The 14,747-nt window shown below is 71.5% G+C and carries 14 protein-coding genes and 2 tRNA genes; 11 read left to right on the top strand and 5 right to left on the bottom strand.

Annotation, left to right across the window (positions count from 1 at the left end; all coding sequences use genetic code 11):
- Nucleotides 1–148: 148 nt before the first annotated feature.
- A complete protein-coding gene (locus NH2_RS16350; RefSeq protein WP_245650605.1) occupies nt 149–766 on the top strand; it encodes a TetR family transcriptional regulator in 618 nt (205 codons plus the stop codon).
- Nucleotides 767–770: 4 nt separating this feature from the next.
- Here the strand turns inward: NH2_RS16350 and NH2_RS16345 are convergent, their stop codons facing one another.
- Nucleotides 771–2,144, bottom strand: coding sequence for an MFS transporter (locus tag NH2_RS16345; RefSeq protein WP_067654448.1), 1,374 nt, complete (start codon nt 2,142–2,144; stop codon nt 771–773).
- Between the two features lie 95 nt (nt 2,145–2,239).
- On the opposite strand from NH2_RS16345, the gene NH2_RS16340 reads away from it, so the two are divergent.
- The 3 genes from NH2_RS16340 to cmrA all read left to right on the top strand — a co-directional run bounded on the left by NH2_RS16340 (nt 2,240) and on the right by cmrA (nt 5,833).
- Nucleotides 2,240–2,791 carry a PadR family transcriptional regulator gene (locus NH2_RS16340; RefSeq protein ID WP_067654446.1) on the top strand — a complete coding sequence of 184 codons (552 nt, stop codon included), beginning with the start codon at nt 2,240–2,242 and terminating at the stop codon, nt 2,789–2,791.
- Nucleotides 2,788–4,815: an NADPH-dependent 2,4-dienoyl-CoA reductase gene (locus NH2_RS16335; RefSeq protein WP_067654444.1), complete on the top strand. Its 2,028-nt coding sequence runs from the start codon at nt 2,788–2,790 to the stop codon at nt 4,813–4,815. The genes NH2_RS16340 and NH2_RS16335 overlap by 4 nt, the downstream gene beginning before the upstream one ends.
- Nucleotides 4,816–5,029: 214 nt before the next feature.
- Nucleotides 5,030–5,833: a mycolate reductase gene (gene cmrA / locus NH2_RS16330; RefSeq protein ID WP_067654442.1), complete on the top strand. Its 804-nt coding sequence runs from the start codon at nt 5,030–5,032 to the stop codon at nt 5,831–5,833.
- 17 nt (nt 5,834–5,850) lie between these two features.
- On the opposite strand, the gene NH2_RS16325 is transcribed toward cmrA, so the two are convergent.
- The gene (locus tag NH2_RS16325) at nt 5,851–7,563 is read right to left on the bottom strand and encodes a helicase HerA-like domain-containing protein (protein WP_067654440.1); all 1,713 of its coding nucleotides are present in this window, start codon (nt 7,561–7,563) and stop codon (nt 5,851–5,853) included.
- A gap of 119 nt (nt 7,564–7,682) precedes the next feature.
- Between NH2_RS16325 and orn the strand changes: the two genes are divergently transcribed.
- The 3 genes from orn to NH2_RS16310 all read left to right on the top strand — a co-directional run bounded on the left by orn (nt 7,683) and on the right by NH2_RS16310 (nt 8,911).
- Nucleotides 7,683–8,309, top strand: coding sequence for an oligoribonuclease (gene orn, locus NH2_RS16320; protein ID WP_067654438.1), 627 nt, complete (start codon nt 7,683–7,685; stop codon nt 8,307–8,309).
- A 53-nt stretch (nt 8,310–8,362) separates the two neighbouring features.
- A tRNA-His gene (locus NH2_RS16315) sits at nt 8,363–8,435 on the top strand.
- A gap of 155 nt (nt 8,436–8,590) precedes the next feature.
- Nucleotides 8,591–8,911, top strand: a complete 321-nt coding sequence (locus NH2_RS16310; protein WP_067654436.1) for a hypothetical protein — start codon at nt 8,591–8,593, stop codon at nt 8,909–8,911.
- 62 nt (nt 8,912–8,973) lie between these two features.
- On the opposite strand, the gene NH2_RS16305 is transcribed toward NH2_RS16310, so the two are convergent.
- Nucleotides 8,974–10,188, bottom strand: a complete 1,215-nt coding sequence (locus tag NH2_RS16305) for a L,D-transpeptidase (RefSeq protein WP_067654434.1) — start codon at nt 10,186–10,188, stop codon at nt 8,974–8,976.
- 228 nt (nt 10,189–10,416) lie between these two features.
- Between NH2_RS16305 and NH2_RS16300 the strand changes: the two genes are divergently transcribed.
- The 4 genes from NH2_RS16300 to NH2_RS16285 all read left to right on the top strand — a co-directional run bounded on the left by NH2_RS16300 (nt 10,417) and on the right by NH2_RS16285 (nt 12,076).
- Nucleotides 10,417–10,492: transfer RNA gene (locus NH2_RS16300), tRNA-Lys, on the top strand.
- A complete protein-coding gene (locus tag NH2_RS16295; RefSeq protein ID WP_084505596.1) occupies nt 10,482–10,712 on the top strand; it encodes a metallophosphoesterase family protein in 231 nt (76 codons plus the stop codon). Before NH2_RS16300 ends, NH2_RS16295 begins: the two co-directional genes overlap by 11 nt.
- A 397-nt stretch (nt 10,713–11,109) precedes the next feature.
- Entirely contained in the window at nt 11,110–11,733 is a 624-nt protein-coding gene (locus NH2_RS16290; RefSeq protein ID WP_067654429.1) for a transglycosylase SLT domain-containing protein, read from the top strand.
- A gap of 28 nt (nt 11,734–11,761) precedes the next feature.
- Nucleotides 11,762–12,076 (top strand): hypothetical protein, encoded by a 315-nt coding sequence (locus tag NH2_RS16285; RefSeq protein ID WP_067654427.1) that lies wholly within the window; start codon nt 11,762–11,764, stop codon nt 12,074–12,076.
- A gap of 3 nt (nt 12,077–12,079) precedes the next feature.
- On the opposite strand, the gene NH2_RS16280 is transcribed toward NH2_RS16285, so the two are convergent.
- Both NH2_RS16280 and NH2_RS16275 read right to left on the bottom strand, forming a co-directional pair.
- The gene (locus NH2_RS16280; RefSeq protein WP_067654425.1) at nt 12,080–12,535 is read right to left on the bottom strand and encodes a MarR family winged helix-turn-helix transcriptional regulator; all 456 of its coding nucleotides are present in this window, start codon (nt 12,533–12,535) and stop codon (nt 12,080–12,082) included.
- Nucleotides 12,536–12,553: 18 nt separating this feature from the next.
- Nucleotides 12,554–14,614, bottom strand: coding sequence for an acyltransferase family protein (locus NH2_RS16275; protein ID WP_067654422.1), 2,061 nt, complete (start codon nt 14,612–14,614; stop codon nt 12,554–12,556).
- Nucleotides 14,615–14,747 lie beyond the last annotated feature (133 nt).

Raw genomic sequence — 14,747 nt, 5'->3', positions numbered from 1 at the left:
CGACAGGCATACCCACTCAATTTCAGTGCACGCCTGTACACTCATACAGTGTGACAAACGGGTACAGGTACGTGTCAACCGGCCAGACGTGTGACGGCGACAACAATGACGCGAGGAAGCCATGGTGAACGCATGTATGCTCAGCGAGATGACTGAGCAGGCGGTGACCAGGGGCGAACGCAAGGAGCGCACGCGGCAGGCGCTGCTCGACGGCACGCTCTCGCTCGCCGCCGAGCGGGGCTTCGCCGCGCTCAGCCTGCGCGAGATCGCCCGGTCGGCGGGAATCGTACCGACCGCCTTCTACCGCCACTTCCCCTCCCTTGACGACCTGGGCCGCACCCTGGTGGACGACGGGGTGAAGGCGCTGCGGCTGGCGTTGCGCGAGGTCAGGCGGAATTCCGGCACGCAGCTCTCGGAGATCGTGCGCTTCGTCTTCGATCAGGTGCGCGCGAAGCGGGAGCTGTTCGGCTTCTTCGCGCGCGAGCGGCACGGCGGGTCCGCGGCGATCCGCGGCGCCATCGCGTTGGAGATCCAGCTGATCGTGCGCGAGCTGGTCACCGACCTGTCCCGGGTACCGACGCTGGACACCTGGAGCTCGGACGACCTGGAGATCGCGGCGGAGCTGCTGGTGGCCACGGTCTCGGACGGGATCGCCACCTTCGTCTCGGTGCCGGAGCGCGAGGAGGCGGCCATCGTGGAGCTGACTGTGCGCAAGGTCACGCTGATCGGCGTCGGGATGGGCGCGTGGAAACCGCCGCGGGACTGAGCGCTCAGAACTCCTGGTCGCCCGGCGGCCGCTCGGCGCCCCCCGGCCGGGGCGCCTCCACCCGGTCCGGGCTGCGCACCGGGAGCAGCACCAGCAGCCCGGCCCCGAGGACGAGCACCAGCCCGACGATCCCCGCCCGATCGGCGTCGAAGAGCCAGACGAAGAGCCCGAAGAGCCCCGGCGCCAGGAATGACACCGCGCGCCCGGTGGTGGTGTAGAGCCCGAACAGCTGCCCCTCCCGGCCGGGCGGCGCGAGCCGGGCCAGGAACGAGCGCGCCGCCGCCTGCGCGGGCCCGACGAACGCGGTGAGCATGAGCCCGAACACCCAGAACAGCACCGGCCCCGACACCAGCAGCAGCGCGATGCCGCAGACGATCATGCCCGCCAGCGAGACCACGATCACCGGCTTGGGCCCGAGGGTGTCGTCGAAGCGGCCGGCGGCCACGGCGCCGAGCGCGGCGATCACGTTCGCGGCGACGCCGAAGAGCAGCACGTCGGCGTCGGCGATGCCGTAGACCTGCACCGCGAGCACCGCGCCGAAGGTGAACACCCCCGCCAGCCCGTCCCGGAAGACCGCGCTGGCCAGCAGGAACTGCACCGTTCGGCGATCCACCCGCCAGAGCTCGCGCAGATCGCGCCAGAGCACCCGGTACGAGCCTCGTAATCCGGCCTCGGCGGCGCCGGGATCGGCGTCGGTGCGCGGCAGCTCGGGGACGGCGAAGAGCACCGGCAGCGCGAAGGCCGCGAACCAGACCGCGGCCAGCATCGCCACCAGCCGGATATTCAGCCCGTCGTCGGTGGGGACGCCGAGCAGCCCGCGGCTGTCGCCGTCCCCCGAGATGAAGCCGAAGTAGCAGATGAGCAGCAGGAAGATGCCGCCGAAGTACCCCATGGCCCAGCCGAAGCCGGAGATCCGGCCGATGGTCCGCGGGGTGGAGACCTGGCGCAGCATGGCGTTGTACGGCACGTTCGCCAGCTCGAAGAAGGCCGACCCGAAGGCGAGCAGCACCAGCCCGAGCCAGAGATCGCGGTAATCGTCGTGCACGAAGAACATGCCGGTCATGCAGGCGACGGTGAGCCCGGTGAGCACCCCGAGCGCGCGCTTGCGCCCGGCCGCGGCGTCGAAGTACTGCCCGCTGACCGGGGCGGTCAGCGCCACCACCAGCCCGCCCGCGGCGAGCGCCCAGGCCAGCCAGGCGCTGGCCGAGGTGCCGCCGGGCAGGTCGTCGCCGACCGTGTCGGTGAGGTAGACCGAGAAGACGAAGGTGAGGATGACGGCGTTGAACGCCGACGACCCCCAGTCCCACAGCCCCCAGGCCACCACCTGTCCGCGCGTGGCCGCGCCACCGACGGTGGCCCGGGCGTTCACCTCCGCCATACCGGGCAGCCTAACCGGCCCCGGCCCGGTACTCGCGGCGAAACGCCCTATGCACCCAATTGCATAGTACCCGGCGTTACGACTACTCTTCCGGCATGGCCCTCGAGCACGCCCTGCTGGTCTCGCTCACCGAGCGGGCCGGTTCCGGGTACGAACTGGCGCGGCGCTTCGACAAGTCCATCGGGTACTTCTGGCGCGCGACCCACCAGCAGATCTACCGGGTGCTCAAGCGTATGGCCGAATCCGGCTGGGTGACCGGCGAATCCGTGCCGCAGGAGGGCAGGCCGGACAAGAAGGTCTACGCCGTCTCCGCGGCGGGCCGGGCCGAGCTGGCCCGCTGGATCGCCGAGCCCACCGACACCGGCATGCCGCGCAACGAGCTCGGCGTGAAGATCCGCGGCGCCGCGCACGGCGACGTGGCGGCGCTCTGCACCGAGGTCGAGCGGCACCGCGTGCAGCACGCCGCCCGGCTCGAGGTCTTCCGCATGCTGGAGAAGCGCGATTTCCCCGCGCCGGAGCAGCTCTCCGGCACCGCACTGCACCAGTACCTGGTCCTGCGCGGCGGCATCCGCGTCGAGGCCGGGTTCGTCGACTGGTGCGACGAAGTACTCCGGGCACTGCGCCCGGGAAAGGCCGGGCCCGCATGACTCGCTTCCCGCACCTGTTCGCCCCGCTCGACCTCGGCCACGTCACGCTGCCGAACCGGGTGGTCATGGGATCGATGCACACCGGGCTGGAGGACCGGACCCGCGATATCCCCCGGCTCGCCGCGTTCTTCGCCGAACGCGCGCGCGGCGGGGTCGGGCTCATCGTCACCGGCGGCTACGCGCCGAACCGCACCGGCTGGCTGCTCCCGCTCGGCGCCAAACTCACGAGTACCGCCGAGGCGCTACGGCACCGGCAGGTCACCGCGGCGGTGCACGAGGCGGGCGGACTGATCGCGCTGCAGATCCTGCACGCCGGGCGCTACTCGTACTGGCCGGGCAGCGTCTCGGCCTCCGCGATCAAGGCCCCGATCAATCCGTTCCGGCCGCGAGCGCTCTCCGCCCGCGGCATCGAGCGCACCATCGACGACTACGTGCGCTGTGCCCGGCTGGCCCGGCTGGCCGGGTACGACGGGGTCGAGATCATGGGCGGCGAGGGGTATTTCCTCAATCAGTTCCTCGCACCGCGCACCAACCGGCGCAAGGACCGCTGGGGTGGCTCGGCGACGAACCGGCAGCGCATCGCGGTGGAGGTCGTGCGCCGGATCCGCGCCGAGCTCGGCACCGACTTCCTGCTGCTCTTCCGGCTCTCCATGGCGGAGTTCGTGGAGCAGGGGCAGACGCTCACCGAGATCACCGCGCTGGCACGGGAACTCGAGGCCGTCGGGGTGGACATCCTGAACACCGATATCGGCTGGCACGAGGCCAGGGTGCCGACCATCGTCACCTCGGTGCCCCGCGCGGCCTTCACCGAGTTCACCGCGCGGATCACCCGGGCCGTCTCGATCCCGGTCTGCGCCTCCAACCGGATCAATATGCCCGAGGTGGCCGAGGAGATCCTGACCCGCGGCGATGCCGCGCTGGTCTCCATGGCCCGGCCGCTGCTGGCCGACCCGGACTGGGTGCGCAAGGCCGCCGCCGACCGGGTGGACGAGATCAATACCTGCATCGCCTGCAACCAGGCCTGCCTGGACCACGCCTTCCGGCACAAGACGGTCTCCTGCCTGGTCAATCCGCGCGCCTGCCACGAGACCGAGCTGACGCTGCTGCCCACCCGGCGCGGCAAGCGGGTCGCGGTGGCCGGCGCCGGGCCCGCCGGGCTCTCGGCGGCGGTTGCGCTGGCGCAGCGCGGGCACACCGTCGAGCTCTTCGAGGCCGAAGAGCGGATCGGCGGGCAGTTCGACCTGGCCAGGCGGATTCCGGGCAAGGAGGAATTCGACGAGTCCATCCGGTACTTCACCCGCATGCTCGAGGTCACCGGGGTCACGGTGCACCTGGGCCGCCGGGTCACCGCCGCCGAGTTGATCGACGGCGGGTACGACGAGGTGGTGCTGGCCACCGGGGTGCGGCCACGGATCCCGGAGATCCCCGGGATCGACCATCCCATGGTGATCTCCTACGCCGAGCTGGTGCGCGCGGAGAAGCAGCCCGGCGCGCGGGTCGCGGTGATCGGCGCGGGCGGGATCGGCTACGACATCAGCGAGTTCCTCACCGTGGAGGGGCATCCCACACTCAAGCTCGATGAGTGGAAGGAAGAGTGGGGGGTGAGCCTCGACGAGGAGCTGCCCGGCCAGCTCACCACGCCGCGCCCGGCGCCCGCCGCCCGCGACGTGGTGCTGCTGCAGCGCAAGTCCGGCGCCTTCGGCGCCACGCTCGGCAAGACCAGCGGGTGGGTGCACCGGGCGGCGATCAAGGCCAAGGGGGTCGAGCGGATCGGCGGGGTGAACTATGAGCGCATCGATGACGCCGGGCTGCACATCAGCTTCGGGCCGAAGCGGGAGCGGCCCCGGTTGATCCCGGTGGATACCGTGGTGATCTGCGCGGGTCAGGAGCCGGTGCGCGAGCTCGCCGAGCCGCTGCGCGCGGCCGGGGTCACCCTGCACGTCATCGGCGGCGCCGACGTCGCGGCGGAGCTGGACGCCAAACGCGCCATCGATCAAGGCACTCGCTTGGCCGCGCGCCTCTGACGCCCGGCCGCAGCCAGCGCGAACCAGCCGCCTCGGCACGCTCACCGCGGCGCAGACCAGTCAAAAGGCGCGTGCGCCGGGTGACAGTCGCGGGTCGCGAACCGGGCGGTCATCGATGCCACCCGAGCACCGGCGGCCAGGCAGCGCGGCCCCGTACCGGCCTAATCGGCCGCGGGCCCGGGGGCACCGGCGCCCATCCCCTAGGCTCACCCGGGTGAGCCTGCCCTCCCCCACCACCGACAACCGCGCCGTCGTCACCGGCGCCTCCTCCGGCATCGGCACGGCGCTCGCCGCCGAGCTCGCCGCGCGCGGCTACTCGCTGATCCTCGTCGCCCGGCGCGAGGAGCTGCTCACCGCGCTCGCCGACGAGCTCACCGCCAAACACGGCATCACCGCCGAGGTGCGCGCGGTCGACCTCGCCGACCGCGCCGCGCGGGCGCCGCTCGCCGAAGAGCTCGCCGGGCGGGACATCGCGGTGCTCTGCAACAACGCGGGCATCGCCACCTTCGGCGCGGTCGCCGAGCTGGACCCGGCCTACGAGCGGGACCAGCTGGAGCTGAACGCCGTCGCGGTGCACGACCTGAGCCTCGCGGTGCTGCCGGGCATGCTCGCCGCCGGCGCGGGCGGCATCCTGATCAGCGGTTCGGCGGCTGGCAATATGCCGATTCCGAACAACACCACCTACGCCGCGAGCAAGGCCTTCGCCAACACCTTCTCCGAGTCGCTGCGCGGCGAGCTCAAGGGCACCGGCGTGCACGTCACGCTGCTCGCCCCCGGACCCGTGCGCACCGAGATCCCGGACCCGGCCGACGCCTCGATCGTGGACCGGCTGGTCCCGGACTTCATGTGGGTCTCCTCGGAGTACACGGCGAAGGTCTCGCTGGACGCACTGGCCAAGAACAAGATGCGCGTGGTGCCGGGGCTGATCAGCAAGGGCATGAGCGTCGCCGGGCAGTACGGCCCGCGCGCCGTCACCGCGCCGGTGGCGGGCGCCTTCTACCGCAAGCTCGGGGGCTGACCCGCCGCCCGGGAAGGTCAGCGCCGCTTGCGGGTCCCGAAAATGGATCGGCTGATCTCCCGCCCGGCCGCACTCGCCGCCGAGCGCAGGAAGCTCTTCACCGCCGGATTCTGCAGGATGCGCTCGGCCGCCGACTCCTCCGCCCGCGGCTCGGCGCGGCCGGGCACCGGCTCCGGCTGCGCGGCATCCAGTTTCGCCGCCATGATCTCGTACGCCGACCCCCGGTCGACCGTCTGCCCGTACTTCCCGTGCAGCCCGGAGGAGAGCGCGCGGGAGCGGATCGCCTCGGCGCCGATGGTGTCCATGAGCGAGCGCGGCGGCACGATCCTGGTCCAGGCCACCGGGGTGGGCGCGCCGCGCTCGGAGAGCACGGTGACGATCGCCTCGCCGGTGCCGAGCGAGGTCAGCGCCGACTCCAGGTCGTAGACCTCGGTCCTCGGGTAGGTGCGGACGGTCCTGGCCAGCGCCTTCTGATCGTCCGGGGTGAAGGCGCGCAGCGCGTGCTGCACCCTGGCGCCGAGCTGGGAGAGCACCGCGTTCGGGATGTCGGCGGGCAGCTGGGTGCAGAAGAAGACGCCGACGCCCTTGGAGCGGATGAGCTTCACCGTCTGCTCCACCTGCTCCAGGAACGCCTTGGAGGCGTCGGCGAAGAGCAGGTGCGCCTCGTCGAAGATGAAGACCAGCTCCGGCCGCTCCACGTCGCCGACCTCGGGCAGCGTCTGGAAGAGCTCGGCCAGCACCCACATGAGGAAGGTGGAGAAGAGCACCGGCCGCGCCGCCTGCTCGCCCAGCTCGACGAGCGTGATCACGCCGCGGCCGTCCACCCGGCGCACCAGGTCGGCCGGATCCAGCTCCGGCTCGCCGAAGAAGGTGTCGCCACCCTCCGCCTCCAGGTTCACCAGGGCGCGCAGGATCACCCCCGCGGTCGCCGCCGAGACGCCGCCGATGCCCGCCAGCTCGGCCTTGCCGTCCGGGCTGGTCAGATGAGTGATAACGGCGCGCAGGTCCTTGAGATCCAGCAGCGCGAGGCCATTGCTGTCGGCCCAGTGGAAGATCAGCCCGAGCGTGGACTCCTGGGTCGGGTTGAGCCCGAGCACCTTGCTCAGCAGCACCGGGCCGAACGAGGTGATGGTGGCCCGGATCGGCACCCCGATCCCGGCGGTGCCGAGCGAGACGAACTCGACCGGGAACTCCTCCGGCGCCCAGTCCCGCGCGCCGGTCTCGGCCGCACGTGCGGTGAGCTTGTCGGTGCGCTCGCCCCTGGCCGCGAGCCCGGAGAGATCGCCCTTCACATCGGCCATGACCACCGGGACGCCCGCGCGCGAGAGCTGCTCGGCCAGCCCCTGCAGCGTCTTGGTCTTGCCCGTTCCGGTCGCACCCGCCACCAGCCCGTGCCGGTTCACGGTGCGCAGCGGCAGCCGGACCACCGCCTCCGGGTCGACGACGCCGTCCACGAGCACCGTGCCGAGCGTGATCGCCTGGCCCTCGGCCCCGTACCCCGCCGCGATCTCGCGCGCCGCGCCCGGCTCGCCCGCGACGGCGTACCCCCCGCTCGCCGCCTCCACCGCGGCCACCTCGCCCGCCACCGCCGAGGCGCTGGTCACCGCGGGCTGGCCGAGCGCCACCTCGAGCTCCGCCGCCTCCGCTGCCGCGACCGCCTCGGCCGCGACCCGCGCCGCCTCGTCGGCGGCCCGCCTCGCCGCCGCGGCCCTCTCCTGCGGGGTCGTCATCGCGTTTCCTCCTGTGCGTAGCCGTGGCAACTCCGGGGCGAACCGGCAACCACTGTATCCGCGCCGATCGGCGTCCGTGGCGGCGCCGGTGCCCGCCGCGCCCGCGTTATGGTGCTCGGATGTCGGACAAACTTGTGGTGTGGATGGATTGCGAGATGACCGGGCTGCGGCTCGACAGCGACAAGCTGATCGAGGTGGCCGCGCTCGTCACCGACAGCGATCTCAACATCCTCGGTGACGGGGTGGACATCGTGATCCACGCCGACGACGCCGCGCTCGCCGCCATGCCGCCGGTGGTCACCGAGATGCACGCCCGCTCCGGGCTCACCGAGGAGGTGCGCCGCTCGGCCGTCACCGTGGCCGAGGCCGAGGAGCAGGTGCTCGCCTACATCAGGCAGTTCGCGCCCGCACCGCGCACCGTGCCGCTGGCGGGCAACTCGATCGCCACCGACCGCGGCTTCCTGGCCAGGGACATGCCCGAACTCGACGCGCACCTGCACTACCGGATGATCGACGTCAGCTCGATCAAGGAGCTGTGCCGCCGCTGGTACCCGCGCATCTACTTCGGCCAGCCGGAGAAGGGGCTCGCGCACCGCGCACTCGCCGACATCACCGAATCCATCCGGGAGCTGGACTACTACCGGCGCACCGCCTTCGTGGCCCCACCCGGGCCGTCGAGCGCCGAGATCGCCGCCGTGACCGCCGAGCTGAACGGCGCGCGAACCCGCGGCGGCCAGGGCGATTAGTGGTTCCGGCGCCGGGCACGCTACTATCGAGCGCGCCGGTCGTACCGGTGATGGTGAGTGTAGTTCAGTTGGTAGAGCACCAGGTTGTGATCCTGGATGTCGCGGGTTCGAGTCCCGTCACTCACCCTTCGAGGGCCCGGGAGCTGCAAGCTCCCGGGCCCTCTCCCTTTCCGCCATGCGCGGCAACTATGTGACAGAAACGCTTTTCACTCCGTAGACTCCCCGATCGGAGCGCGTCGTCGGAGCGTCGCTCCGTTCGACAGAAAGACGATCCGCCTGTGATGCGTTCCGCAGTATTCGCCGCCGTCGCGGGTGCCACGCTGCTCGCCGGGGTCCCGGCCACCGCGGCCGCCGCGCCCGCCCCGAAAGCGGTCGCCGCCGATGCCGTGCAGCCCGTGCAGCTGAACGCGGGCACCGGCTCCGCCGCCGCCTTCGACACCGGCTCGTCGGCGGGCGCCACCACCACCGGCTCGTCCGGCACCGGCTCGGCGACCGCGCTGGAGCGCCTGCTCTTCGGCGGGCCGCTGCTCTGCGCCGCCATCGGCAGCGCGATGAACCGCAACCTCACCTGCCCCGGCACCGCGGGACCGGTCATCCCCTGAGCCACCCGGCCACGCGAAAGGCCCCCGGAATTCCGGGGGCCTTTCGCGTCGGGGGGTGCGGGTCAGACGTCGGCGTTCCCCGCCTTCCACTGCTCCCACGGCATGTTCCAGTCGCCGAGGCCGTCCACCGGCGAGAGCGTGCCGCCCACGGTGTTCTTGACGATGGCGATATCGCCGAGCTTGGCGTTCTCGTACACCCAGCGGGCGTTCTCCGGGCTCAGGTTCAGGCAGCCGTGGCTGGTGTTCGAGTAGCCCTGCTGCCCCACCGACCACGGCGCCGAGTGGAAGAAGATGCCGCTGTAGGACATCCGGGTGGCCCAGTCCACCGGGGTGCGGTAGCCATCCGACGAGTTCACCGCCACGCCGTAGGTGGAGGAGTCCATGATGATGTGCTCGTGCCGGTCGGCCAGGATGTAGACCCCGTTGTCGGTCGGGGTGCTGCTCTTGCCCATCGAGGTCGGCATGGTGCGGATCACCTCGCCGTTGCGCTCCACCACCACCTGCTTGGTGTTGTCGTCGGCGGTGAAGATCACGGCGTCGCCGATGGTGAAGTGCGTGGTCGCGTCCTCCTGGCCGAAGAGCCCGTCGCCGAGATCGCGGCCGTACACATTAACCTTGACCTCCACCTTGGTGCCCGGCGCCCAGAAGTGCTCCGGCCGCCAGCGCACCTCGCGGTTGTTCACCCAGTAGAAGGCGCCCTCCACCGGCGGGGTGGTGGTGACGGTGATGGCGTCCTGCGCGGCCCTGCGGTCCGGGATGTTCTCGTCGAACTGGATCGCCACCGGCTGCCCGATGCCGACCACCGCGTCCTCGGCGACATTCAGGTACGGCTTGGTCTGGCTGTCCGGCGAGCTGGTGGTGAAGCTCACAGCAGCGCTCTGCGCCCCGCCGAGCCCGATCGCCTTGGCCTGCATGGTGTAGGTGCGGCCGTAGCCGAGCACCTCGGCGGTCTGCCAGGTGCGGCCGTCCGGGGAGAGCGTGCCGTTCACCGGCTTGCCCTGGTTGTTCAGCAGGGTCACCTCGGTGAACTTGCCGTCGTTGACCTGGAAGGTCATCGGCATGGCCGGCGAGACGCCCTTGTCACCGTCCTTCACCGGGGACACCAGCTTGGGTTTGATCAGCTCGGTGATGGGGTTGCGGTCGATGGCAACGCTGTCCGCCTCGACGCCCGACGAGGTCGAGCACGCCGACAGCGCCAGCGCCAGTACCGACAGCACCACCAGGGGCACGGACGCGCTCTTCCACCCCGGCCGCCGCCGCCCTCGATCAACTCTCATTGTCAAACCCCGTTCCCGATGACCTCTTCTGTCATTCTGCCAGCAAAACGGGGCCGGCCCGTGCTGGACCCGGCCCCGTTCTCGTCCGGCACCTCCCTGCGGATCGCGGGCGGCCGCGAAAGCGTTAACAGCAGGTCACGGTGGGCGTGCGGGGACGCCGGATACCGATTTCACTTTCCCGCCCCCGGCCTGTTAAGGTCTCTCTCGCACCGGAACACAGCGGAGCACGCGCCATTAGCTCAATTGGCAGAGCAGCTGACTCTTAATCAGCGGGTTCGGGGTTCGAGTCCCTGATGGCGCACCACATTTCAACTCTCCAGGCCGATGTGATCTACATATCGGCCATCGTCTTCTCTCCGGTCTGCGGGGGATTCCTCGACATTCAAGCACACGACGAGGAACTCGCGCGCCACCGGGACGCACTCGCCGGGCCCGGCGATCGGGTCTGGGTGCTCGGCGATATCTCCGTCAGCGGAAAGCGGCAGGTGCGCCCGGGTTGCCGAGCAGACAAGGACGCGGGGTAGCGATCGGCTGGCTCGAACGAGCTGAACGCGAAGCGTCACCGTTGTAATTCTGTGACGCTACGCACAAGGAGTTTACTTCCATCCACCCCGGTCACGGCACGATTTCCGGCACGGGGTGCTGGATTAGACCGTGCCGCAGCACCCCCGAGACGGATTCCGTTCACCTTCCGTTAACCTTCCGTGACCATTCTGCAATCTGGCCCGAGCGGCCGCGCTCCCGTTCGAGAAGGAGTGGGACGTAGGTCCCCCACAACAGAACCCGACAAGAGCACATCGTCCGGAGACACCGGAAACCCCCGCACCACGATCGCACAGCCGGCCGAGCGGCCGGTCGATCGGTGCTGCCCGGAATCGGGTTGGGGGAACGTCACCGACCGAAGCAAGGAATCGAATTCGCATGCCCGACTCACGTTTGTCCACCCTCCGGCGCCCCACCCTGCGCGAGAGCATCACCGGCGCGGTCGCGGCCGCCGGCGTGGTCGCCGTCTGCGCATCGTCCGCCGTCTCGGTGGCCGACAACAGCGTGCCGTCGCGCATCGCCCTGATCGCCGACCAGCAGCCCACCGCTGAGCAGGCGCGGGCTGCCCAGCCGGCCGACCAGCCCGCCGCCGAGCCCGCGGCCGTGGACGCGGTCGCCGCGCTACCGGCTGCCGCTCCCCTGGTGGAGCAGGCCGAGATGCGGGCGGCGACCGCCTTCTACCCGGACAACCTGCACGGCTGGATCAGCCAGGCGCTCGACATCATGCACGCCAACGGCATCCCGGGCAGCTACGAGTCGATCCACCGCAACATCATGCGCGAGTCGACCGGCAACCCGCGGGCGATCAACCTCTACGACTCGAACGCCGCGGCCGGCATCCCGTCGAAGGGGCTGCTCCAGGTGATCGACCCCACCTTCGCCAAGTTCCATGTCGCGGGTACACCGTTCGATGTCTGGGATCCGGTCGCCAATATCGTCGCCGCCTGCAACTACGCGGCGCACACCTACGGCTCGATGGACAACGTGCACGGCGCGTACTGAGTCGGCGGGGCTCGCCATACTGTCCGCGATGCCCGACTACACGCACAACGACCACGCCGCCCGCAGCCGGGCGGAGAAGGCCCGCGCGCTCGCCACCTACCTGTGGGACCGCGATATCGACGCGGCCGAGCTCCGAGCCTTCACCCCGGCCGCGCGCCGCAAGCTGGCCCGGGCGGCGGGCACCAACCCGCCGAGCACCGACGAGACCTGGGACGTAGTCGCCGAGCTGCTGGCCGAGAAGGCCGCCTGGGCGGCCCGCAACCCCGGCCACCTGGCGGCCCGACGACCGCATGCCGACGAGAAGCTGATGTGGGTCAAACCACCGGTGACGCCGTGGAACTGAGGATCACAGCACCTCGGCCTCCGAGCGGGCCACCACCTTGGCGGCCAGCGAGCGCAGCGAGCGCGCCTCGTCGGCGCTGAGCGCGTCCACGAAGAGCCTGCGCACCAGCTCGACGTGGCTCGGGGCGGCCCGCTCCAGCGTGCTCCGGCCCTGCTCGGTGAGGACCACCAGCACGCCGCGAGCGTCGTCGGCCACCGGCTTGCGCTCCACCAGCCCGCGCCCGGCCATCCGGGCCAGGTGCTTGGAGAGCCTGCTCTTCTCCCAGCACACCTCGGCCGCCAGGTCCTTGGCGCGCAGCGCGCCCTCGGGCGCGGCGGAGAGCGCGACCATGAGTTCGTAATCCGGCGTGGACAATCCGTGCCTCGCCAGCCCCTGCGCGATGGCCGCGTCCAGCCGCTGATTCAGCCGGATGAAGGCCTGCCAGGTGATCTGTTCGTCATCGGAGAGCCATCGGACCATCCCCGCATCCTAGAGCGCTCACCACCACCCGGTGCCGGCGCCGATCTGCCGCTCCAGCTCCGGGGTGAGGGTGCGGACGTAGCTGGCGGTCAGGTGGTGCTCGTCGTGGTACACGAGCACATTGCCCTCGACCACCCGGCACACCCGCGGCCCGCAGACCGCGTCGCTCAGGTCGAGCAGGTGCACGTTCGGGAAGGCCGCGGCGGGTTCGAGCGCCGGATTGACCGGGGCGAGGGCATCGGCGCGCAGCATGCCGCAGCTCTCCGCGGTGCCGCCGGCGGCCAGGCAGTCGACGGCGCGGTAGCGGCCGTAGGCGGTGCGCAGCCAGGGGGTGTCGCGCACCGCGAGCACGCGCAGGTCGCGCTCGGCCAGCGCGCCCCACACCTCGACGAAGCCCTGCGGCACCTCGTCGCCGCCGACCGGCCAGACGGGGGCGGTGGCGGTGGTGAAGACCCAGTCCGGGCGGTCGACGGCGAGCTGGTCGAGCACCGCGCGGGACCAGTCGCGACAGTCCGAGATCGGCTCGCCGCGGTAGAGCGAGTCCTCGCGCAGGTTCAGCGAGCAGCCCATCTTGAGGTAGACCGCGATCCGGACGCCGTGCGCGCGGCCGATGGCGTCCAGCGCGGTGAGCCAGTGCTCGGCGTGCGAATTGCCGACGACGGCGATGGCGCGCTCGCCGTCCGGGTCGCCGTAGTCGCAGGTGACGACGGCGGTGGTGTGCCAGTCCGAGATGCAGCCGTCGGTGGTCGACGCGGGCACGTCGCGCGGGGCCTCCAGCATCGACGGCCGGACCGCGGCCGGCGGCGCCGAGACTCCGGCGACGAGCGCGTCCGCACCCGGGTAGACCACGGGATCCAGTGCGCTGAGCGGCCTTTCGTTGTCGAAGAGCACGGCCTGCCAGAACCAGGCGGCGCCGAGCGCGGTGATCCCGGCCAGCGCCACCGCAGCGCCGATGCCGCGCCGCACCAGCACCGGAGCCCGGCCCGCCTGCCGCCCGGAGCGCTGCCGCAGCGGCTCCTCGATGCCGTGCCTGGTGAGCACCGCGAGCAGCAGCGCCAGCCCGACCACCACCAGCCCGCTGCCGAGCCCGGCGCCGCCCGAGCGGGTGTAGATGAGCGCGCCGATGAGCAGCGGCCAGTGCCACAGGTAGAGCGCGTAGGCGATGGCGCCGAGCTCGACGAAGGGCCAGCTCGCCAGCAGCCGGGAGACCGCGGGCGGCCGCTCCCCCGCCCCGGCCACGATCAGCGCCACGGTGGCGAGCACCGGGAAGAGCGCCGCGGGGCCGGGGAACCGCTGCGCCCCGTCGAAGAGCACGCCGCAGGCGAGCACCGCCGCCAGCCCGCCGAGCGCGAGCGCTCCGCGCACGAACCGGGCCACCCGGCCCGCGGGCAGCGAGACCGAGGCCAGCAGCACCGCGAGCAGCGCGCCCGCCAGCAGCTCCCACGCCCTGGCGGCGCTGTCGTAATAGGTCCAGTCCTGCTCGACGGCGGGCCGGGTGGCCGCGTACCAGAACGACGCCGCCGCCCCGGCCGCCACCAGCACCCCGACCGCGGGCCGGAGCAGCCGCGGGCGGCGCAGCACCCGGCGGCAGACCAGCGCGACGAACGCGATCAGCAGCAGCACCGCCAGGTAGAACTGGCCCTGCACGGCCATCGACCAGAGGTGCTGCAGCGGGCTCACCGACGGGTCGGCGGCGAGGTAATCGGCGGCGGCGCTGGCCAGTTGCCAGTTCTGGTAGTAGAGCGCCGAGGCGAGCACCTGGCGGGAGAGCTCGGTCCACTGGGTGTAGGGCAGCGTCGCCACCGCCCAGGCCGCCACCGAGGTCAGCACCACCAGCAGCGCGGGCAGCAACCGGCGCAGGGTGCGCACGACGACCGCGGGCACCGAGACCCCGCCGCCCGCGCCGCGGCGCAGCAGCATGGCGGTGAAGAAGAAGCCGGAGAGCACCAGAAACACGTCGACACCACCGGAGACCCGGCCGAACCACACGTGGAAGACCACCACCAAGGCGATCGCCACCCCGCGCAGCCCGTCCAGGTCGTGCCGATAGCGCTGCGCCGGTGGTCGATCGTCGTGCATGTCGAAGGAGTATCACACCGGATTGTTCCGGCGGAATTCATCGGCGGCGCCTCGACGCCGCGGCCGACCGGCGGCTCGGTTGACAACGCGGCGAGGGCTCACGACAGTGGGGGCGGCGTCTCATTCGGACGCC

Source organism: Nocardia harenae NBRC 108248 (assembly GCF_001612885.1).
In the GTDB taxonomy this organism is placed as follows: Bacteria; Actinomycetota; Actinomycetes; order Mycobacteriales; family Mycobacteriaceae; genus Nocardia; species Nocardia harenae.
The sequence above is the reverse complement of the archived record's forward strand: the minus strand, read 5'-3'. Positions and strand labels throughout refer to the sequence as shown.